The organism is Stenotrophomonas sp. 80084_Sma (genome assembly GCF_056481995.1).
The window spans coordinates 3,989,033-4,010,404 of sequence record NZ_CM151177.1 but is presented as its reverse complement, the minus strand read 5'-3'; the positions used below and the strand labels follow the sequence as shown (position 1 = coordinate 4,010,404).

Genomic DNA, 21,372 nt, shown 5'->3' with positions numbered 1-21,372 from the left:
AAAAAGGGGCCGGATCCCCCTCGCAAGCGAAGGTTCACCGGCCCCGCGCACTCCGTGGGGGAGGCGGTCCACGCGCTGCGTGGAGACGGGCTCAACCCATGTACAGGCCACCGTTGACCGGATAGTCGGCGCCGGTCACGTACGAGGCTTCATCCGAGGCCAGCCACGCGCACAGGCCGGCTACTTCCTCCGGGCGGCCGAGGCGGCGCACGGGCACCGAGGCGGCCAGCCGGTCCAGCACATCCGGCGGGAAGCTGCTGATGGCCTGGCTGGCGATATAGCCCGGCGACAACGTGTTGACGGTCACCCCGCGCGAGGCCACTTCCGCGGCCAGGGCTCGGCTGAAGCCGTGCATCGCTGCCTTGGCGGTGGCGTAGTTCACCTGGCCGATCTGGCCCTTGTGGGCGCTGACCGAACCAATGTTGATGATGCGGCCCCAGCCACGCGTGGCCATGCCGTCGACGACCTGCTTGGTGAGGTTGAACAGCGCATTGAGGTTGGAGGCGATCACCGCGTTCCAGTCCTCCACCGTCATCTGCCGGAACAGCAGGTCGCGGCTGCCGCCGGAATTGTTGACCAGTACATCCACCTCGCCGACTTCGGCGCGGACCTTGGCGAACGCCGCGCTGGTCGAGGCCCAGTCGGTCGCGTTGCCTTCGGAGGCGATGAAGTCGAAGCCCTGTTCGCGCTGCTCGCGCAGCCAGTTGGCCTTGCGCGGTGAGTTCGGCGCGCAACCGGCGACCACGGTGTGGCCGCTGCGGGCCAGGCTCTGGCAGATGGCAGTACCGACACTGCCCATGCCGCTGGTGACGTAAGCGATTCGAAGCGTCATTGCAGAAGGCTCCTTGGTAAGGGGTCAGGCCGCGAGCGGGTACAGGCCGAACAGCAGGCTGCCGACCATCAGCAGCATCGAGATGGCGATGGCCCACTTCAGGGTGAACTTCTGGTGATCGGCGAACTCGACCTTGGCCAGGCCAACCAGCAGGTAGGTGGACGGCACCAGCGGGCTGAGCAGGTGCACCGGCTGACCGGCCAGCGAGGCGCGCGCCATTTCCACCGGGGTGATGCCGTAGTTGCCGGCGGCTTCGGACAGGATCGGCAGCACGCCGAAGTAGAACGCGTCGTTGGACATGAAGAAGGTGAACGGCATCGACGCCACCGCCGTGATCACCGCCAGGTACGGCCCCCACGATTCCGGGATCACCGCCAGGAAGCTGTGCGACATCGCTTCGACCATGCCGGTGTTGTTGAGGATGCCGGTGAAGATGCCAGCGGCGAAGATCAGCGACACCACCGACAGCACGTTGCCGGCGTGGTTGACCACGCGGCGGCGCTGCTCGGCCAGGTTCGGGTAGTTGATCACCAGGGCGATGGCGAAGCCGACCATGAACAGCACCGGCATCGGCAGCACGCCGATGATCAGCGCGGTCATCAGCGCCACGGTCAGGGCCAGGTTGACCCACAGCAGCTTCGGACGCTTGATGTCCTCGGCGTCTTCCACGGTCGGCAGCGGGTTGCTGTCGTCGGACACGCTGTTGTCCATCCAGCTGCCGCCCTTGGGCAGGGTCACCACGCCGAGGCGACGGCGTTCCTTCAGGCCCAGGTACCAGGCCAGCAGCAGCACGCCGGCACAGGCGATCACCATCGACGGGATCAGCGGCACGAACACATCGGCCGGGTCCACGTGCAGCGCGGTGGCCGCGCGGGCGGTCGGGCCGCCCCACGGGGTCAGGTTCATCACGCCGCCGGCGAGGATGGTCACGCAGGTCATGTTCAGTGCGTTCATGCCCAGCCGCTGGTACAGCGGCAGCATCGCCGAGACGGTGATCATGTAGGTGGTCGAGCCATCACCGTCCAGCGAGATCAGCATCGCCAGCACCGCGGTGCCGAGCACGATCTTCATCGGATCGCCCTTGACGAAGCGCAGGATCACCCGCACCAGCGGATCGAACAGGCCGGCGTCGATCATCACCCCGAAGTAGAGGATGGCGAACATCAGCATCACACCGGTCGGCGCGATCTTCTTGATCCCCTCCAGCATCATCTCGTCGATGTTGGCGCCGAAGCCGCCGATCAGCGCGAACAGGATGGGGATGGTGATCAGGGCGACGAGCGGCGACAGGCGTTTGCTCATGATCAAGTACATGAACGTAATGACCATGCCAAAGCCGAGGATGCTCAGCATCATCTGCGGACTCCTTGCGAAAACAGGACGTGGGGGAGTGGAAGGGGCCCGGGCGGAATGCCCGGAATGTCGGGCCTAGAAGTCGTACTGCAGGCGGCCGGTGACCGCACGCGTGCGGTCCACCGTGACCCCGGCCAGGCGGTCGCGGTTGCGGCTTTCGATCACGTTGAGCATGAAGCGCAGGTTGTCGCGCAGGTACCAGTTGCCACCCAGCGTCCATGCTTCGGTGCTGCCGCGGCGCAGGTCGGGGGCACCGTCGAGGTGCTGTGCGCCCCACATCTGGTCGTAGCGCAGCGCCACTTCGAAGGCACCGGCCTTGTGGCGGATGTCCTTCACCCGCGCGAAGCGGCCGGTCTTGCGGTCGTAGGCGCGGCTTTCGCCGGTGACGAACCAGCTGAGCATGCCGTAGGCCGCCATCACGTCGCCACGCTGCGCGCCGTCGTCGAAGGTGGCGCCACTGAACTCGCCCTGCCACGACAGCGGGCCGCGCACCTGCGCGTATTCCAGCGACCACTTGTTGACGTCGGTATCGCGGCCGGCGGAGAAGTCGACCAGGGTCAGGCGGCTCTCGTCGGACAGGTGGCCGGCCGGGCGCGGGCGGATGCGCAGGCCAGGCACGCCATTGGCGCCCGGGTTGTCATAGGCCTCACGGGCCAGCGACAGGCCCAGGTGCAGCACGTCGCCATCGCTGGGCGAGGGCGCCCAGGTGACGCGGCCACCGGCGGCACGGCCCTTCACCTGCCAGGCGTCGATGCTTTCCAGGCTGTAGATGCTGGCCGCCCAGGTGAAGTCGCCGGGGTTGGCCTGCCACGACGCACCCAGGCGGTACAGCGGCGCCAGCGTGGTGCCGGCGTTGCCGCGCTCCAGGAAGCTCCCGTAGTTGGAGCTGGTGCGGTCATCCAGCGAGAAGTACTGCTTGAACTGGCCGACGGTCAGCTTGCCGGCCTTGCCGAAGCTGCGTGCCAGGTACACGTCCTTGGCCTCGACGCGGTCGCCGGAGAAGTCGGCTTCCAGCTTGTAGTCGACCACGAAGAACTTGCCGGACACATCGACCCAGGCACGGCGGATCTCGGTGTCGTCCTTGTTCGGCGTACCGCGGTTGTCGTTGTCGAAGGTGGCGAAGTCCAGGTGCAGGCGGCCACCGAGGGTGGCGGTGACCGGACGGTCGTCTTCGGCGGCGAAGGCCGGCGCCGACAGGGCAGCCAGAGCCATCATGGCGGCAGGACGCCGCCAGGCAAACGTGAATTCCACAAACCCTCCCAGGTGCGCGCCAGGCGCGCGGCAATCGTGGGCACCGGACGGTGCGCGGCCGCAGTCTGGGTTGCCGTAGCTGTCATCGTCCTGTCAACGGATTGTGCGGTGCAGCGTAAAACCGGCCACTGCGCTCACTGGGCCACGCCCGGCAAGCGCGGCGGCGGCATGCGGTAGCATTCGTTTCCCCTCCCACCCGTGTGCCCATGCGCCTGCTGCTGGTCGAAGACAACCCGGATCTGGCCGATGCGATCATCCGTCGCATGCGTCGCAGCGGCCACGCCGTGGACTGGCAGGCCGATGGCCTGGCCGCCGCCAGCGTGCTGCGCTACCAGAGCTTCGACCTGGTGGTGCTGGATATCGGCCTGCCCAAGCTCGATGGCCTGCGCGTGCTGGCCGGCATGCGCGAGCGCGGCGACAGCACACCGGTGCTGATGCTGACCGCGCGCGACGGCATCGAAGACCGTGTGCAGGCGCTGGACGTCGGCGCCGACGATTACCTGGGCAAGCCGTTCGATTTCCGCGAGTTCGAAGCGCGCTGCCGCGTGCTGCTGCGACGCGCGCGCGGCCAGGCCAGCGAAGTGGTGCAGATCGGTGGCTTCCAGTTCGACAATGCCGCGCACCGGGTCAGCCTCGACGGCGAACCGATCGAACTGCCGAACCGCGAGTACCGGCTGCTGGAGATCCTGGTCGGCCGCCTCGGCCAGGTGGTCGGCAAGGATGAGATAGGCAACGGGCTGTTCGGCTTCGATGACGAGGCCGGCCCGAATGCCATCGAGCTGTATGTGGGGCGCCTGAGAAAGAAGCTGGCAGGTGCACCGCTGCGCATCACCACGGTGCGCGGCGTTGGCTACCTGCTGGAAGCCAGTGATGACAGCGCCGACGCCGATGGCTGACGCGCGTACCGCGAACGCCGCACCGGGCTCGCTGCGGCGCACGCTGCTGCTCTACCTCGGCGCGTTGCTGGCGGTGTTCGCGGTGGCTCTGCTGTTTGCCGCGCGCGGCTATGGCCAGCGCGCCGCCAACCGTTCCTACGATCACCTGTTGGTGTCCTCGGCGTTGTCCATTGCCGATTCGGTGGCCCTGGTCGATGGCCAATGGCAGGTCGATCTGCCCTATGCGGCGCTGGACCTGCTGGCGATGGCCCCGGAAGACCGCGTGTTCTATCGGGTCGCCGACAGCCGTGGCAACCTGATCACCGGCTATGGCGACCTGCCGGCGCCGCCTCGCCGGCCCGGCACGCAACCGCAGTTGTTCGATGCCGCCTACAGCGGCGAGACCGTGCGCTTCGTGGTGGTCGGCCGCAGTTTCGCCGCCGCCTCGGCGCAGGGCGAAGTACAGGTGCAGGTCGGCCAGACCCGGCGTGCGCGTGAAGCGGTCGCGCAGGACATGGTCAACCGCGCACTGCTGGCGATCGGTGTGCTGTCCGGCCTGCTGCTGGCGCTGGTGGCCTTTGGCGTGCATCGCGCATTCCGGCCATTGGTGCGGGTGGAACGCGAGCTGTCACGCCGCGAGCCCTCTGACCTGAAGCCGCTGGATGCCCGTGTACCGCGCGAGATGGACCAGATGGTGGCGGCGTTGAACCGCTTCATGGAACGGCTGTCCAGCAGCAACGAGACGCTGCGCGCGTTCATGGCCGAGGCCGCGCACCAGATGCGCACGCCGTTAGCGGCATTGCGTGCGCAGGCACAGCTGGCGTTGGATGACGACGATCCCGAAGACATGCGGCGCAGCCTGCAGGCGATCGAGCGCAACGCCACCCACATGAGCCGGTTGTTGAATCAGTTGCTCAGCGATGCCAGCGTGATCCATCGTTCGCATCTGCAGCGCTTTGCTGCAGTGGATCTGGCCGAGACCGTGCACCAGGCCCTGCATGAAGCGCTGCCGCAGGCCGGCCCGGCGCCGCGCGTGCAGCTGGCGATGACTGCCGAGCCGGTACAGGTGCATGGCGATGCGCTGCTGCTGCGCGAGGCGATCAAGAACCTGGTCGACAATGCACTCAAGTACGGCGGCGACGGTCCGTTGCAGATCGCATTGACCGTGGAAGGCGGGCAGGCCGTGCTGACCATCGCCGACCACGGTGCCGGCATTGCCGCCGCCGATGCCGAACGCGTGTTCGAGCGCTTCGCCCGTGGCGAGGGCGCGCCGTCCGGCGGCGCCGGGCTGGGCCTGGCCATCGTCAAGCGCGTGGTCGACAGCCATGGCGGCCGCATCGATCTCAGCAACCGTCCGCAGGGTGGTTTGATCGCTACCATCCGCCTGCCCCGGAGCAGTTCATGATCCGCCTGTTCGCCACCGCCGTTGCCCTGCTGTTGGCCCTGCCGGTGCTGGCCGCGCCCGGCGATGTGCGCCGTTTTCCCGCACAGGCAAAGACCACGGCGCAGCTGCGCATCCACGGCACCACCGACATCGAAGTGTTCGCGGTGGTCATCGCCGACTACCAGCGGCTGCACCCGGGCACCGAAGTGGTGTACGAGGACATCATCACCCAGGACCTGTACGCGCGGTACCTGCACGACCGCGGCGGACCGGCATCGCCGGACCTGCTGATCTCCAGTGGCATGGACCTGCAGACCAAGCTGGTCAACGATGGTCATGCACTGCCGCACCGCTCCGCTCAGACCGCCGCGCTGCCGGCCTGGGCGCAGTGGCGCAACGAGGCATTCGGCATCAGCTATGAGCCGGTGGTGATGGTCTACAACACCCGCGCGCTGACGGCTGCGAAGGTGCCGCACACGCGCCGGCAACTGCTGGACCGGTTGCGCGCCGAAGGCGCACCCTGCGGGGCAGGGTCGGCACCTATGACATCGAACGCAGCAGCGTCGGCTACCTGCTGTCTACGCAGGATGCGCAGCGTGGCAGCATCGCCGGTGCGCTGCTGGGCGCGCTGGGCGACAACGACGTGGTGCGCGAGGAGCGCACCGGCGTGCTGCTGGACAAGGTGGCCAGCGGACAGCTGTCGCTGGTCTACAACGTGCTCGGCTCTTACGCGCAGGCGCGCATCGACGCGGGTGCTCCGCTGGCGATTGTGGAGCCCGAGGACTACACGCTGGTGGTACTGCGTACCGCGGTGATTCCACGCACCGGCCCACACCCGGAAGAAGCCCGGCGCTTCCTCGACTACCTGTTGTCGCCGCGTGGCCAGCAGGTGCTGTCACGCGAGGCACGGCTGATGCCGATCGTCACCGGCAGCGCACGTGGCGACGATGCGCCCGGCCGCAGCCGCCGCCCGATCCAGCTGGGCCCGGGCCTGCTGGTGTACCTGGATGCACTCAAGCGCCGCCAGTTCCTCGATGCCTGGCGCAGCAGCGTGGAGCCGGCAGGGCGCTGAGGCGACGGCCTGCCCGTACAATGGCGGCATGAGCGAATACACCATCCTGATCGCCGATGACCACCCGCTGCTGCGTTCGGCGGTGGTGCAGTCATTGCGGCAGAGCCTGCCGCTGGCGCAGGTGCGCGAGGTCGCCAGCGCCGAGGCATTGGCCGAAGCCCTCGACGCGCACCCGGACGTGGACCTGGTGCTGCTCGACCTGACCATGCCCGGTGCACACGGTTTCTCCGCGCTGCTGCACGTGCGCGGCTCGCATCCGGACATTCCGGTGGTGATCCTCTCGTCCAACGACCACCCCCGTGTGATCCGCCGCGCCCAGCAGTTCGGTGCCGCCGGTTTCATCCCGAAGTCGGCCCCGGCCGAGACCATCGGCGAGGCGGTGCAGGCGGTCCTTGATGGCGGCTTGTGGTTCCCGGCGATGGCCGCCGAACGCTCCGAGGCCGACGCCCTGCTGGCCAGCCGCCTGGCGCAGCTGACCCCGCAGCAGTTCCGCGTGCTGCTGTGCCTGGCCGACGGGCTGCTCAACAAACAGATCGCCTACACGCTGGGGCTGGCGGAAAACACGGTGAAGGTGCATGTCACCGCGATCCTGAAGAAGCTCGAATGCCATAGCCGCACGCAGGCGGCGGTGCTGGTGAAGTCGCTGGAGCCCGAGGGCGACGCCGGCATCGGGTTGTAGTTTCCAGCCAACGGCGCAGCCCCTCGTGGGTGGACACGTAGAGCAGTTCATGGGTGAGGCCGGGCAGGTGGACTGCGCAGGGGTCGCTGCAAGTACGTCCATGTAAGCTCGGTCGCCGCTTGCTCGTGTGCGCAGTCCTGCGCACACGGCAAGACCGGGGTTGGGCGTCCTGCCCAACCCGCCCGAGGCATGCCTCGGGCCCATGCGGCTCACGCCCCTGCGCAGCCCACCTGCCCGGCCACGGACAGGTTCCGTGCGCATTCATCCACGGAAGAGAAAAGAAGATCAAAAGCAAAGGCGGCCTGGCAGGCCGCCTTTTGTAGAGCCGAGCCCACGCTCGGCTGCTTTGCGGTCAGTCCGCGATGCCGAGCATGGGCTCGGCTCTACACGAGCAAGCGCAGCGCGCGACCGGCTTTTGTTCTTCTTTTTCTTCTCCGTGGGTGGCAGGCCACCGAAATCTGTCAGAGGCCGGTCGGGTTGGGTTCGCGGGGGTGTCAGCCGCATGGATGCGGCTGCCAAGCCTCCAGGGATGGATTCACGGCGTCCCCCGTGCACCCAACCCGACCGGCCCACCCACGGCTTCTGCTTTCCACGACCAACCAGACACCACCCACGAGGGGCTGCGCCGTTGGCTGGAAACTACCCGCGATGCCGGATCAGCAACTGACTCATCAGCGCCCGCAGCGCCGGCGGTTTCACCGGCTTGGCCATCATTCCCCAGCCACGCTCGGCAGCCATCTCACGCAATCCCGCATCGCGCTCGGCAGTGACCAGCACCACCGGCGGGCGGGCCCGCCACAGCTCTGCCAATGTCTCGTACAGCACCGGGCCGTGGTGGTCACCCATGCGCACATCCAGCAGCACCAGCTCCGGCACGGTTGTCGTCGTGGCCAACTGCAGCGCTGCCTGCGGGCCATCGGCAAGCAGCACCTCGCAGCCCCACCGCTCCAGCAGCGCGCGGCTGGCCGCGCACACGTGCGGATCGTCATCGATTACCCACACACGGCGCCCTCGCAGCGGGTTGTCCGCCGCCGGTTCCTGCGCCAGCACCGGCGCGGGCGCGGTGGCGGGAATCGCGCCCGCGTCGCCGAACGGCACGCCCACGGCGAACACGCTGCCCTGGCCCAGCTGCGAGCGCAGCCGGATCGGATGTCCGAGCAGGCGGCCGATGCGGTCGACGATGGCCAGGCCAAGGCCGGCACCGCGCTGCTGGCCGTCGTGCAGGCGGCGGAATTCCTCGAAGATCTCGCCCTGCAGCGCATCGGGAATGCCGGGGCCCTGGTCGTGCACTTCGATCCACAGCAGGCCTTCGCGGCGACGGCAGCCCAGAAGCACGCGACCGCGCTCGCTGTAGCGCAGCGCGTTGGACAGGAAATTCTGCAGGATGCGGCGCAGCAGCGCTTCATCGCTGACCACCACCGCATCGGTATCGACCCAGTCCACCACCAGGCCACGTGACTGCGCGGCGATGCCGAATTCGCGCGCCAGTGTCTGCAGCAGCGGCCCGAGCCGGAACGCCTGCACACGGGTCGGCAGGCTGCCCGATTCCAACCGCGCGATATCCAGCAGGCTGTTGAGGATCGCATCCTGCGCGGCCAATGCAGCGTCGATGTGATCGCTGGTCTGCTGTTGCGCCGGGTCGCTCAGCTTGCCGCGCAGCACCGAGACGAACATGCGTGCTGCGTTGAGCGGTTGCAGCAGGTCGTGCACGGCCGAGGCGACGAAGCGGGTCTTGTAGCGGTTGGCCTGCTCGGCTTCGCGACGTGCTTCGTCCAGGTCGTGGGTACGTTCGGCGATGCGGTGTTCCAGTGCATCGGCCAGCGAGCGCAGTTCGCGTGCAGCATTCTTGTAGCTGGTGATGTCGGCGTAGCTGGTGACGAAACCGCCGTCGGGCAGCGGGTTGCCGCGGATTTCCAGCACCGTACCGTCGTCCTTCTCACTTTCGCGCATGTGCGGACGGCCGCTGCGCAGGTGGTTGAGGCGACGCTCGATGGCCTCGTCGACCGGGCCGGGACCGAGCAGGCCACGGCGTGCGTTGAAGCGGAACAGTTCCTCGATGGGCCGCCCCACGCGCACCAGGTCCAGCGGGAAACGGAACAGTTCCAGGTAGCGTGAATTCCATGCGACCAGACGCAGGTCCCGGTCGATCACCACCACGCCCTGCGGCAGGTGTTCAAGGCTGCGGCTGAGGCCGCTGTCGGCATCGGTGGCGGCCTGCAGCAGGCCATCCTGTGCGGTGCGCAGTTCCTGTGCATGCTGCTTGAGCAGGGTTTCCAGCTCGCGGCGGCTGCGCAGGCGATGCTTGGCCAGGCGCCGGCGCTGCTGTATGAACAGCACCAGGAAGCCCAGCGCCAGCCATGCGGCACCTCCGGTAAGCGCGGCCGCACGGCCGGCGGCGGTGGCGGCACTGGCGTCGTGCAGCAGGTGCAGGTTCCAGTCTTCGGCCGGCAGCGCAAGGCTCTGCCACAGCATCGGCTGCGGCAATGCCGGATCCAGCAGGCGCACCATGCGGCCGCCATCGGCCAGTACATCCTCGGTACGTGCGCGCAGTGGCTGCAGGGTGCGATCGGCGTACTGGCGGGCGTCCAGCATCTCGCGGCGCTCATCGGCGCCCAGTGGGCGCAGCAGGCGGTAGCGCCAGCTGTCACGGTTGGCCAGGAACACCACGTCGTGGTCGTCGCTGGCCAGCACCACGTCAGGGCTGCTCAGCCACTCCTGCTCCAGTGCCGACAGCTCGACCTTGATCACCACCACGCCGAGCCGCTTGCCGTCTTCCTCGATGGCCTGCGACAGGTAGTAGCCGGGCACGCCGGTGGTCATGCCGATGCCGTAGAAGCGGCCGCGGCCCTGGGCCAGCGCCTGGCGGTAATAGGGACGATAGCTGTAGTTCTCACCGACGTTGGTGGTCGGCTGGTCCCAGTTGCTCGCCGCCACCGCCACGCCATCGTGACCGACCAGGGTCAGGGTCGAGGCACGGGTGACTTCATTGGCGCGTTGCAGCTTGAGGTTCAGCCGCTGCCGTTCGGTGGGCGAGGGCGGTACGCGCAGCGCGTGCAGCAGATCCGGATCCAGTGCCAGTACCTGCGGCAAGGTGCCGAAGCGGTCGATGCGCTGCTGCAGGCCCTGGCCATACAACTGCAGCTGGCGTTGTACCTGGCTGCTTTCCTCGCCGAGGGCGCGCCGCCAGGCGTAGTGGCCGGCGGCGACCGCACACAGCACGGTGCCGCCGACCATCACCGCGATGGTCAGCAACAGCATCCGGTGGCGGCTGAGCCAGTACATGGCGGCAGTCTACGCAGGGCCGGCGGGCGTGGCGTGCACGCCCGCCGGGATCTGACGTGGAAGGGGTCAGAAGTGCATCTGCGCGCGCAGTTCGAAGATCTCCGGCGTGCTGTGCACGCCGCGACGGCTGGCGTCGACCTTGACGTAGTTGGCCTGGAACTTGAAGTGGCTGGTCAGGTACCAGTTCGCACCCAGAGTGAGGTCGTGCTGGCGGCCGCCGAGGATGCTGCCATCGTCGAGGTCCATGCGGCTGTAACGGGCCACCAGTTCCACCGCGCCGTAGTCGTGCGCCGGCTTGATGTTGGCCACCGCACCGGCGTTGTACGGGCGCGATTCGCCGGTCAGCACCCAGCTCGCCATCGCGTACTGGCCGCTGCCGGTGTAGTCGGGCTTGCCGTCATGGCGGGTGACCGTGGCGCGCAGGGCTTCGGCCTGAACCGAGAACGGGCCGCGGATCCAGATGCCTTCCAGGCCGGTGCGGCGGATCTGGTCGGCGGTGACCAGCGCGCCGGAATCGACATAGCGGATGTCGGTCAGGCCTGCTTCCGGACGCGCGCGCAGGCGCGCGCTGGCCTCGTGGTGCACGTCACGGCCATCGCTGTAACCGCGCGGATTTTCCTGCGAGTAGGCCAGGCCCAGGTGGATCACGTCACCCGGCGCCTTCACCGGGGTCCACACCGCACGCACGGCCTGGGTGGTGCCCGGGTTGTCACCCTGCAGGTCCTTGCCGCCATAGGCGCCGGCCTGCAGCAGGTACTGCGGGCGCTCAAGCACCCATTCCACGCCGGTGCGGCGGCCAGCGTAGAAGGCCTGCACCGGCAGTGCGGTTTCCAGGAAGCTGCCGGCGCGCGAGGACGTGTTCGCGTCCAGGCCGACCGGGGTCTTCATGTAGCCGAAGCGGAAGCGGCCGATGTCGCGGCCGAAGAAGGCCTTGCTTTCGAAGCGCACGAACACGTCCAGCCAGGTATCGGACTGGAAGTCGTAATAGACCATCGCGTCGTAGACGCCCTTCTTCTTCAGCGTCGCACCGAACTCCTTGCGGCGCACGGCGTCGTCGTCCTCAAGGCCGCTGCCCGAGGAGAAATCGTTGTAGTCGTAGGCGATGTTGGCGGTAGCGGCCAGCTCGGTGCCGTCGCCGAAGGCGTACTTGGTCGGCCAGTTGTCGAAATCGGCAGCCGAAGCGAAGGCGGGAAGCGCGGCCAGCGACAGGGCCAGCAAGGTGGGAATCGGGCGCATGTTGGGTGCGGCTCTCTCAGATTGCGTGTGGACAGGACAACAACGGCCGCAAGGGCCGGAACTTTCGCAATGACGCGCCCGGCCGTTCAGCTCGGGCCACCGGCCTCCCCGTGATCGGGCGGTGCGGCGCCAGTGTAGGCACCGCGGCCACCTGAACCGGGGGGCTAGTACCAATAGGTTATCTGCGCCAGCGTGCCCGGCGCGTACAAAGGCGTCCATTGGTCGCACCCCCTGCGCGTGCTGCACAGGGCCTGCGGTCAGTTTCCACGGTAACGGTTCCCGTGCAGTCCCGGGGCCGTACGTGCCTGAAAACGCCCCTTCCGGAGTCCGCCATGCACATCCCGACCGCAGCACCGGTGCCTGCAAAGCCGTTGCCGATCTATCGCCAGCTGTACTTCCAGGTGATCGTGGCGATCGTCCTGGGCGCCATCCTCGGCCACTACGAACCGTTGATCGGCGAGAAGATGAAGCCGCTCGGCGATGCCTTCATCAACCTGGTGAAGATGATCATCGCACCGGTGATCTTCCTGACCATCGTCACCGGCATCGCCGGCATGACCCACCTGCGCACGGTGGGCCGCGTATTCGCCAAGGCGATGGCGTACTTCCTGTTCTTCTCCACGCTGGCGCTGATCGTCGGCATGATCGTGGCGCACGTGGTGCAGCCCGGCGCCGGCATGAACATCAACCCGGCCGAGCTGGACCAGACCGCGGTGCACAGCTACGTCGAGAAGTCGCATGACCTGACCCTGGTCGGCTTCCTGATGGACATCATCCCGAAGACGCTGCTCAGCGCGTTCGTCGATGGCAACATCCTGCAGGTGCTGTTCGTGGCCGTGCTGTTCGGCATCGCGCTGGCATCGGTGGGCGAGAAGGGCAAGCCGATCGTGAACTTCCTGGAGGCGCTGGTCGCCCCGGTGTTCAAGCTGGTCCACATCCTGATGAAGGCCGCGCCGATCGGTGCCTTCGGCGCAATCGCCTTCACCATCGGCAAGTACGGTGTTGGCTCGCTGATCAACCTGGCCTGGCTGGTGGGTTCGTTCTACCTCACCGCCTTCCTGTTCGTGGCGGTCATCCTGGGCCTGGTCTGCCGCCTGTGCGGCTTCTCGGTGTTCAAGCTGGCGCGCTACCTGAAGGCCGAACTGCTGCTGGTGCTGGGCACCTCCTCGTCGGAGTCGGCGCTGCCGTCGCTGATGGAGAAGATGGAACGCGCCGGCTGCAGCAAGTCGGTGGTGGGCCTGGTGGTCCCGACCGGCTACTCGTTCAACCTGGACGGCACCAACATCTACATGACCCTGGCGGCGCTGTTCATCGCCCAGGCCACCAACACCGAACTGACCCTGGGCCATCAGATTGCCCTGCTGCTGGTCGCCATGCTCAGCTCCAAGGGCGCGGCCGGCGTCACCGGCGCCGGCTTCATCACCCTGGCCGCCACCCTGGCCGTGGTGCCGGAGGTGCCGGTGGCCGGCATGGCGCTGATCCTGGGCGTGGACCGCTTCATGAGCGAATGCCGCTCGCTGACCAACTTCATCGGCAATGCCGTGGCCACCGTGGTGGTGTCGCGCTGGGAGGGGGCGCTGGACCGCAACCGCCTGAAGCTGGCGCTGGATGGCCGCGAAAGCGAACTGCCGCCGCTGATCGATGCCGTGCCCGAGGCGCTGCCGGCCAGGGGCTGATCCAGGTGTGTGGTACCGCGGGGCCGATCACGACAGTGGTACGGCCCCGCGGCGTTTCAAGGCGTCCCATGGCTGTCATGGGACGCACCGAAGCTGGTGTCGCGGTACCGTCGCATACGGCACGGAATTGTGCGGTCGCAGCATGCCTGCGACAGGATAGCGACAGGTCCAGACGCTCCAACGGGGGTATCATCCCCTGTCCCTTCTGCCCATTCATGTAACCCACATCGATGTCCAACGAAGATTTCAAACAGGCCGCCCTCGATTACCACCGGATGTCCCCGCCGGGAAAGATCAAGGTTTCCGCTACCAAGCCCATGCTGACCCAGCGCGACCTGTCGCTGGCGTATTCGCCGGGCGTGGCGTACGCCTGTGAAGCGATCAAGGCCGACCCGCAGCAGGCCAGCGAGCTGACCGCCCGCGGCAACCTGGTGGCGGTGATCTCCAACGGCACCGCGGTGCTGGGCCTGGGCAACATCGGCGCGCTGGCCGGCAAGCCGGTGATGGAAGGCAAGGGTGTGCTGTTCCAGAAGTTCGCCGGCATCGATGTGTTCGACATCGAAGTGGATGAAACCGACCCGGACAAGCTGGTCGACATCATCGCCTCGCTGGAGCCGACCTTCGGCGGCATCAACCTGGAAGACATCAAGGCACCGGAATGCTTCGTGGTCGAGCGCAAGCTGCGCGAGCGCATGAAGATCCCGGTGTTCCATGACGACCAGCACGGCACGGCGATCATCGTCGGCGCAGCGGTGCTCAACGCCATGGCGATCACCGGCAAGAAGATCGAGGAAGTGAAGCTGGCGACCACGGGCATGGGCGCAGCTGGCATTTCCTGCGTGAACATGCTGGTGCAGCTGGGCCTGAAGCCGGAGAACATCCTGGCCTTCGACCGCGAGGGCGTGATCCACACCGGTCGTACCGACCTGGACCCGGAAAAGCAGCGCTATGCGCGCGACACCGACAAGCGCACCCTGGCCGAGATCGTCGACGGCGCGGACATCTTCCTGGGCCTGTCTGCGCCGGGCATCCTGACTGCCGACATGGTCAAGACCATGGCGCCGGATCCGGTGATCTTCGCGCTGGCCAACCCGACCCCGGAAATCATGCCGGAACTGGCGCGCGCCGCCCGTCCGGACGCGATCATCGGCACCGGCCGTTCGGACTACCCGAACCAGGTCAACAACGTGCTGTGCTTCCCGTACCTGTTCCGTGGTGCGCTGGACGTGGGCGCGACCGCGATCAACGAGGAAATGAAGATCGCCTGCGTGCGCGCCATCGCGGCGCTGGCGCGTCGTGCGGCCACCGACATGGGTTCGGCCTATGGCGGCGAGACCCCGAGCTTCGGTCGTGAATACCTGATCCCGCGCCCGTTCGACCGCCGCCTGCTGGTGGAGCTGTCGGCCGCCGTGGCCCAGGCCGCGATGGACTCGGGCGTGGCCTCGCGCCCGATCGACGACATGGGCGCTTACCGCGACAAGCTGGCCCAGTTCGTCTACCGCACCAGCCTGATGATGAAGCCGGTCTACGACCGCGCGCGCAGCGACAAGCAGCGCGTTGTGTATGCCGAGGGCGAAGAGGAAGTGGTGCTGCAGGCGGTGCAGAACGTGGTCGATGACGGCCTGGCGCACCCGATCCTGATCGGCCGCCCGGAAGTGATCGAGTCGCGCATCGAGCGCCTCGGCCTGCGCCTGAAGATCGGCGAGAACGTTGAAGTCACCAACATCAACGACGACCCGCGCTTCAACGAGTACTGGCAGTACTACCACGGCCTGACCGGCCGTCGTGGCGTGACCGTGGCCGCGGCGAAGAACCTGATGCGTTCGCGCCCGACCCTGATCGCTGCAGTGATGGTGGCCCGTGGCGAAGCCGATGCGATGCTGACCGGCATCGTCGGCCGCTTCCACAAGAAGCTGGGTTACGTGCGCAGCGTGCTGCCGCTGGAGCCGAAGGTCACCTCGACCTCGGCGATGACCGGCGTGATCAACCAGCAGGGCGTGTTCTTCTTCGTCGATACCCACGTGCAGGAAGACCCGACCGCCGAGCAGCTGTGCGAAGCGACCCTGCAGGCGGCCTACCGCATGAAGCTGTTCGGCATCGAGCCGAAGGTGGCGCTGCTGTCGCACTCCAACTTCGGCAGCCACGATTCCAAGGACGCGCTGAAGATGCGCCAGGTGCGCGAGCTGCTGCTCAAGCGCAACCCGCGTCTGAACGTGGACGGCGAAATGCAGGGTGACACCGCATGGGACGAAGCGCTGCGCCAGAAGCTGCTGCCGGGCTCGACCCTGCAGGGTCGCGCCAACCTGTTCGTGCTGCCGAACCTGGAAGCGGCCAACATCGCCTACAACCTGGTGCGTGTGTTCACCGACGGCGTGGCGATCGGCCCGATCCTGATGGGCGTGAACAAGCCGGTGCATATCCTGACCACCAGCGCGACCTCGCGCAGGATCCTGAACATGACCGCCATTGCAGCGGTGGATGCGCAGATCCGCAAGCAGCTGGAAGCGGAAAAGAAGGCGTAAGCCTTCTTTCCGATTCCAGCTGCAGAAGCGCGCCCCCCGGGGCGCGTTTCTGTTTCCGCAAAGCGGAAACGGGTAGTGCCGGCCGCTGGCCGGCAACCGCAATCATGTCCACCGCCACTGCAGCCGGCCAGCGGCCGGCTCTACCGCCCGCCGGCCTGTGCCACACGCGCTACGCCGCCCGGTCATGTCCCTGCAACGCCTTTGCGGCCCAATACGCCCACGCGGCCCGGCCGTGGGAAGGGACCGGACCGGCCTTCCCACCCTGGGCCCGACCAACTTTTCATGGGCGAGGGTGTCATGCGCAATCGAGTGACGCGGCGGTACTTCCAGCAGCTGTTCGCGCTCTACGCCGGCTTCGTGCGGTCGCGCTGAGGCGTAGAAGGCAGCGAGGTAGAGTCGACCGTTGGTCGACTATCGCGCGAAGCGCGGGGTTTTCGGTGGCTGAATCAAGGGCAGTCGACTAACAGTCGACTCTACCCAGTCGCCCCGATATCCAGTCGACCACCCAGTCAGTGCCGCTTGCCGTGCCGGCGCCGGCGGCGGTGCGTCCGAACGCGGCTTGGCGTACTGCGCCCACAACGCTGGCAGTGCCTTGCCGGTGTGCTTCTGCCACAGCGCCGGTGCATAGCGGCCATCGCGCAGGGCCTTGTCCAGTGCCAGCACCAGGCCCGGGTGTTCGGCGTCGGCCCACTTCAGGAACGCACCGGTGACACGGTAGCCGCTGTCGACGTTCTGCCCCTTCTCGACCTTGCCGGGCAATGCCCAGCCGGCGGCGGCGTTATCCATGCCATAGCGGTCGCGGGCGTAGTCGGCGATGCCTTCCACCAGCCAGCCCGGCACCCGTGCATCGCCATAGCCGGGATACCCCTGCACGATGTGCATCGCCTCGTGGGTGACCAGGTCGATGTCGTTCGGGTGCTGCGCCAGCCAACCCGGATTGATGGTGATCGTCGCTGCCTGGTCCTTGTCGCCGACGAAGGCGATGCCGGTGTAGGCCGGATCGATCACGATGCGCACCATTGACGGCGCAGCGGGATGGAAGTCCGCACGTTCGCGCAGGTACGCGAAGAAGAACGTATCGATCACCCGCTTGCGCTGCGGTGCGGCCAGGGTGCCACGGGCGTCCTGGTAGTTCAGCGTCACGCCGTCGCGGGTCAGCTGCGTATCGAACGCCTGGGTCTGGCCGAAGCTTGAGAAGGACAGGGCAACAAGGGCCAGAGGCAGTAGACGGAAGCGAATGCAGCTCATTGTACGGTGCCGGCCGCCAGCAGTTCGATCTCCGCCAGCGGCAGCCGTGCCGGTGCCGCCAGGCGCAGGCGGTACTCGCTGTAACGACCGGGTTTGGCGATGCGGAACGGACGGGTCTGGCGGGCGGATTCGAAGTCTTCGCCGCTGCGCTGGTCGAGCACGGCCCAGCTGCCGCCGCCGTTGCGCGCCTCCAGCGTCCACTCACCGCCCTGGATGCGGCCGTCACCGCTGGTCAGCGTGTACATCGTCGGGGTGTCCTCGGCCAGGCCGGTCAGCGCGATGGTTGCACCGGCGCCCAGACCCACCGTGGTGCCGGCATCGTCATCGACCAGCGCGGGCAGGGCACGGCCATCGGCCAGCGTCGCCTTCGCGCCGCTGCCGAGCAGGTCGTGCAGCAGCTGCGGGTGCTGGCCGCGCGCGGTCAACGAGCGCGGCACATCGTCCACGCCGCTGCCCCAGCGCGAGGGGCGGGGTCCCATCACGAAGTCGAGGGTCGCGCCCTTGGCGATCAGGTCGTGCGGCACCCAGGTCTTCGTCCACGGCGTACCGTTGATCTTCAGCGACTGCACGTAGACGTTCTCACGCGAGTTGTTGGCCGCGTTCACGGTCAGCACCGCGCCACCCTGCAGCTCCACCCGTGCATGCTCGAATGCCGGCGAGCCGATCACGTACTCCGGGGCGCCCATGCGCAGCGGGTACAGGCCCAGCGAGGCCAGTACGTACCATGCCGAGGTTTCACCGTTGTCCTCATCGCCCGGGTAGCCCTGGCCGATCTCGCTGCCGACGTACAACCGCGACAGGATCTCGCGCACGTGCTGCTGGGTCTTCCACGGCTGCCCGGCGTACAGGTACATCCACGGGATGTGGTGCGCCGGCTGGTTGCTGTGCGCATACATGCCCATGCGCACGTCGCGCGCTTCGGTCATCTCGTGGATGGTGCCGCCGTACGAGCCGGCCAGTGCCGGGTCCGCGGTTTCAGGTGTGGCGAAGAAGGTATCCAGCTTCGCCGCCAGCTTTTCGCGGCCGCCATACAACGCGGCCAGGCCTTCGCCATCGTGGGCGGCGGTGAAGGCGAAGGTCCAGCCATTGGATTCGGTGTAGTCGTGGCCCCACACGCGCGGATCGTAGGCCTTTGCGTCCACGCGCCAGCGACCATCGGCCTTGCGGCCCTGGAAGAAGCCTGCCGCCGGATCGAACATCGTCGCGTAACTGGCGGCGCGATGGCGGAAGTAGTCGGCCTCGGTGCTGTAGCGCTCGCGTGCGGCGGGCGCGGTCGCGCGCTTGGCCAGGGCATCGGCCATGTTGGCGATGCCAAAGTCATTGAGTGCGCCTTCCATCGTCCACGACATACCTTCGTGCACGTCGGCACTGGCATAGCCGCGGAAGGTCGAACGGTTCATGCCCTTGCGGCCGACATGGCGGTCCGGCGGCACCACGGTCGCGTTCTTCAGCGCGGCGGCATAGGCCTCGGCCGGATCGAAACCGCCGACGCCCTTCAGCCATGCATCGGCGAAGGCCACATCGGAGCTGGTGCCGACCATCAGATCGGCGTAGCCTGGCGACGACCAGCGTGCAATCCAGCCGCCGGCGCGGTACTGCTCGATGAAGCCCTGCACCAGCTGTCCGGCATCGTCGGGCGTGAACAGCGCATAGGCCGGCCAGGTGGTGCGGAAGGTGTCCCAGAAGCCGTTGTTGACGAACACCTTGCCGTCGCGCACGGCGGCATAGCTGCGGGTCGCGCTGCCCTCGGTGTTGTCATCGCTGGCGCTGGCCTGGTTGGCGTAGCGCCACTCCGGTGCGGCGGCGCTGCCCACGTTCTCATGGCCGGAATTGGGGTACAGGAACAGCCGGTACAGGCTGGAGTACAGCGTGGTCTTCTGGTCGTCGCTGGCATCGCCGATGTCGAAACGGGCCAGGCGCGCATCCCATGCATCCTGCGCACGGCCGGCCACGCTTTCCAGTGTATCGGCGGCGGCCATTTCCAGGGCCAGGTTGTGCCGTGCCTGCTCCACCGAGATCAGCGAGGTGGCGATGCGCATGGTCACCCGCCGGTCGCTGCCGGCATCGAATTTGATGTAACCGGTCGGTCGGCCGGTGTTGAGGCGCCCACTGCTGCGCCACGGCCTGTCGAAGCTGGCCACCACGTACATGCGGCTGGCGCCGTTGGACAGCCCGCTGCGCGTATCGGTGTAGCCGGACAGTGTCTGCGTGGCAGCGTCCAGGGTCAGGCCACCGCGTGCATCGACATTGTCGAACAGCAGGTTGGCGTCGCCGCCCTCGGGGAACTCGAAGCGGAACAGCGCGGCATGATCGGTCGGCGCGATGGCGGCCGCGATGCCGTTGTCGAAGCGCACGTCGTAGCGATACGGGCGCGCGCTTTCATGGCTGCGCTCGAATGACAGCGCGCGCTTGCGACGGTCGGCCTCCGGCACGCCACGGCTGGCCGAGGGCATCACCTGGAAGGTCTGGCGGTCGCCCATCCACGGGCTGGGCTGATGGCTCAGCGCAAGCGCCTGCAGCTGCGGACGGTTCTGTGCGTCGTTCTGTTCGTTCCAGCGGTACAGCCAGTTCAGTGCGCCAGCATCGGTCACCGGGGTCCAGAAGTTGAATCCGTGCGGTACCGCGGTGGCCGGGAAATTGTTGCCGCGCGAGAAGGTGCCGTTGGCCTGGGTGCCACGGGTGGTCAGCACCCAGTCGGAGACGCGCGCTGGCTGCTGACGTGGCACTGTGTCCAGGCGCACGTCATCGATCCAGCCCGAGACCGGTGCACCGTCGGCACTGGCCACGTCCAGTTCGATCGCCAGCACGCGGCGGCCCTTCAGCGCGGGCACGTCGCCCAGCCGCACCGCCTTGCGCGCCCACTGCTGCGGATACAGCGTCTTCGAATCGCCCTGCGCGCGCGCACCGATGGCCACGCCATGCTGGTCGCGTGCAGCGCTGGCCGAAACGCGGCTGCCATCGTCCAGCAGCAGGTCCAGTGACACATAGGTCGAGGCCACGGTGTCCTTGCCGACGATCTCCGGCAGCACCAGCCAAGACAGGGTGGTATCGGCATTGATGGTCATGTCCGCCTTGAACAGCTCGCGTCGCGCGCTGCCGCCTTCGCTGCTGTAGCGCAGTGCATGCAGGCCGCTGTAGCCCGCATTGCGCTTGGCGGCGTAAGGCGCAGCAGGGCCGTTGCCGATCGTGACCTGCAGTGCGCCTGCGGCCGGTGCCGGCGCCGGCTGGCCCGGTTCGAACGAGGTCTGCAGTCCCTGTGCCAGCACCGGCATCGCGGTAGTCGCACAGGCCAGGGCCAGGGCGAGCGGAAGCAGGGCGCGGCGTGGATCGGACAGGGTCATGCAAGGGTCTCCCGGAAGGGCAGGCGGCGGGCAGAACCCGCATCGGCGGACACCACGGACAGCACCGCTCCGCCCGCCGGGATGGCAGTGGAAGAGGCGATGCCGGTCCGGTGGGGGCGGGCCATGCGATCGGGTCGGATTGGAGTGGGCCGGTTTACGACCTGGCCCGATCCTGCAACAGCCGTGGCAACCTGACAAGTGCCATTTAGCTCGATCCAAATGCGGGAAATATCGTTGTCGGCGGATTTTCGGCGTGAACCTGCAGGATCGATCGGGAATTTCCACCGGCACCCCGTCCCGAGGTGGCATGCAGGGCCGCAGGGAATCGGCCCGGTACGCGCAAAGACCCGTTGCGGCGCAATGTCGGGGCGGCCCAGATGCTAGAATCACAGGCCTCGCAACCCGTTCATCGACATCCGCCATGAGCCATACCGCCACCGCGCCCGCCAACGCCGAGAAGCGCTACACCGTGCACCGCAGCGATCTGCCGCTGAGCTGCCCGACCCCGGAAATGGCGCTGTGGAACTCGCATCCGCGCGTGTACCTGCCGATCGAAGACGAGCCCAACGGCGAAGCGCAGTGCCCGTACTGCGGTTCCGTGTTCGTGCTGGCCGACTAAGC

General features: G+C 67.5%; 13 protein-coding genes and 1 pseudogene. 7 read left to right on the top strand and 7 right to left on the bottom strand.

The window, feature by feature from the left end:
- Positions 1–91 precede the first annotated feature (91 nt).
- From phbB to ACZK3W_RS18425, 3 genes are all read right to left on the bottom strand, one after another.
- The gene (gene phbB / locus ACZK3W_RS18435; RefSeq protein ID WP_005419193.1) at positions 92–832 is read right to left on the bottom strand and encodes an acetoacetyl-CoA reductase; all 741 of its coding nucleotides are present in this window, start codon (positions 830–832) and stop codon (positions 92–94) included.
- A 24-nt stretch (positions 833–856) separates the two neighbouring features.
- A complete protein-coding gene (locus ACZK3W_RS18430; protein ID WP_032130486.1) occupies positions 857–2,185 on the bottom strand; it encodes a CitMHS family transporter in 1,329 nt (442 codons plus the stop codon).
- Between the two features lie 75 nt (positions 2,186–2,260).
- Positions 2,261–3,400: an OprO/OprP family phosphate-selective porin gene (locus tag ACZK3W_RS18425; protein WP_282256329.1), complete on the bottom strand. Its 1,140-nt coding sequence runs from the start codon at positions 3,398–3,400 to the stop codon at positions 2,261–2,263.
- Between the two features lie 242 nt (positions 3,401–3,642).
- Here ACZK3W_RS18425 and ACZK3W_RS18420 point away from each other — a divergent pair, with 242 nt between their 5' ends.
- From ACZK3W_RS18420 to ACZK3W_RS18405, 4 genes and pseudogenes are all read left to right on the top strand, one after another.
- On the top strand, positions 3,643–4,332 hold the full coding sequence (locus ACZK3W_RS18420; RefSeq protein ID WP_049463657.1) for a response regulator transcription factor: 690 nt from the start codon (positions 3,643–3,645) through the stop codon (positions 4,330–4,332).
- Positions 4,325–5,716, top strand: a complete 1,392-nt coding sequence (locus ACZK3W_RS18415) for a sensor histidine kinase (protein ID WP_049421788.1) — start codon at positions 4,325–4,327, stop codon at positions 5,714–5,716. Before ACZK3W_RS18420 ends, ACZK3W_RS18415 begins: the two co-directional genes overlap by 8 nt.
- Positions 5,713–6,767 (top strand): annotated as a pseudogene (locus ACZK3W_RS18410) (ABC transporter substrate-binding protein). The gene ACZK3W_RS18415 and the pseudogene ACZK3W_RS18410 overlap by 4 nt, the downstream one beginning before the upstream one ends.
- A gap of 28 nt (positions 6,768–6,795) precedes the next feature.
- Positions 6,796–7,446, top strand: a complete 651-nt coding sequence (locus ACZK3W_RS18405; protein ID WP_478450162.1) for a response regulator — start codon at positions 6,796–6,798, stop codon at positions 7,444–7,446.
- Positions 7,447–8,085: 639 nt separating this feature from the next.
- On the opposite strand, the gene ACZK3W_RS18400 is transcribed toward ACZK3W_RS18405, so the two are convergent.
- Positions 8,086–10,728, bottom strand: coding sequence for a hybrid sensor histidine kinase/response regulator (locus ACZK3W_RS18400; RefSeq protein WP_478450161.1), 2,643 nt, complete (start codon positions 10,726–10,728; stop codon positions 8,086–8,088).
- Positions 10,729–10,794: 66 nt separating this feature from the next.
- Positions 10,795–11,964 carry an OprO/OprP family phosphate-selective porin gene (locus ACZK3W_RS18395; RefSeq protein ID WP_071228137.1) on the bottom strand — a complete coding sequence of 390 codons (1,170 nt, stop codon included), beginning with the start codon at positions 11,962–11,964 and terminating at the stop codon, positions 10,795–10,797.
- A 332-nt stretch (positions 11,965–12,296) separates the two neighbouring features.
- Here ACZK3W_RS18395 and ACZK3W_RS18390 point away from each other — a divergent pair, with 332 nt between their 5' ends.
- Both ACZK3W_RS18390 and ACZK3W_RS18385 read left to right on the top strand, forming a co-directional pair.
- Positions 12,297–13,640 (top strand): dicarboxylate/amino acid:cation symporter, encoded by a 1,344-nt coding sequence (locus tag ACZK3W_RS18390; protein WP_049398388.1) that lies wholly within the window; start codon positions 12,297–12,299, stop codon positions 13,638–13,640.
- A 230-nt stretch (positions 13,641–13,870) separates the two neighbouring features.
- Positions 13,871–16,162: an NADP-dependent malic enzyme gene (locus ACZK3W_RS18385; protein ID WP_032129106.1), complete on the top strand. Its 2,292-nt coding sequence runs from the start codon at positions 13,871–13,873 to the stop codon at positions 16,160–16,162.
- Between the two features lie 411 nt (positions 16,163–16,573).
- On the opposite strand, the gene ACZK3W_RS18380 is transcribed toward ACZK3W_RS18385, so the two are convergent.
- Positions 16,574–17,410: a basic secretory protein-like protein gene (locus tag ACZK3W_RS18380; RefSeq protein WP_478450160.1), complete on the bottom strand. Its 837-nt coding sequence runs from the start codon at positions 17,408–17,410 to the stop codon at positions 16,574–16,576.
- A complete protein-coding gene (locus tag ACZK3W_RS18375) occupies positions 17,407–20,751 on the bottom strand; it encodes a GH92 family glycosyl hydrolase (RefSeq protein WP_478450159.1) in 3,345 nt (1,114 codons plus the stop codon). Before ACZK3W_RS18375 ends, ACZK3W_RS18380 begins: the two co-directional genes overlap by 4 nt.
- Before the next feature lie 421 nt (positions 20,752–21,172).
- On the opposite strand from ACZK3W_RS18375, the gene ACZK3W_RS18370 reads away from it, so the two are divergent.
- Positions 21,173–21,370 (top strand): zinc-finger domain-containing protein, encoded by a 198-nt coding sequence (locus ACZK3W_RS18370; protein WP_005410967.1) that lies wholly within the window; start codon positions 21,173–21,175, stop codon positions 21,368–21,370.
- The last annotated feature ends 2 nt before the right edge of the window (positions 21,371–21,372 follow it).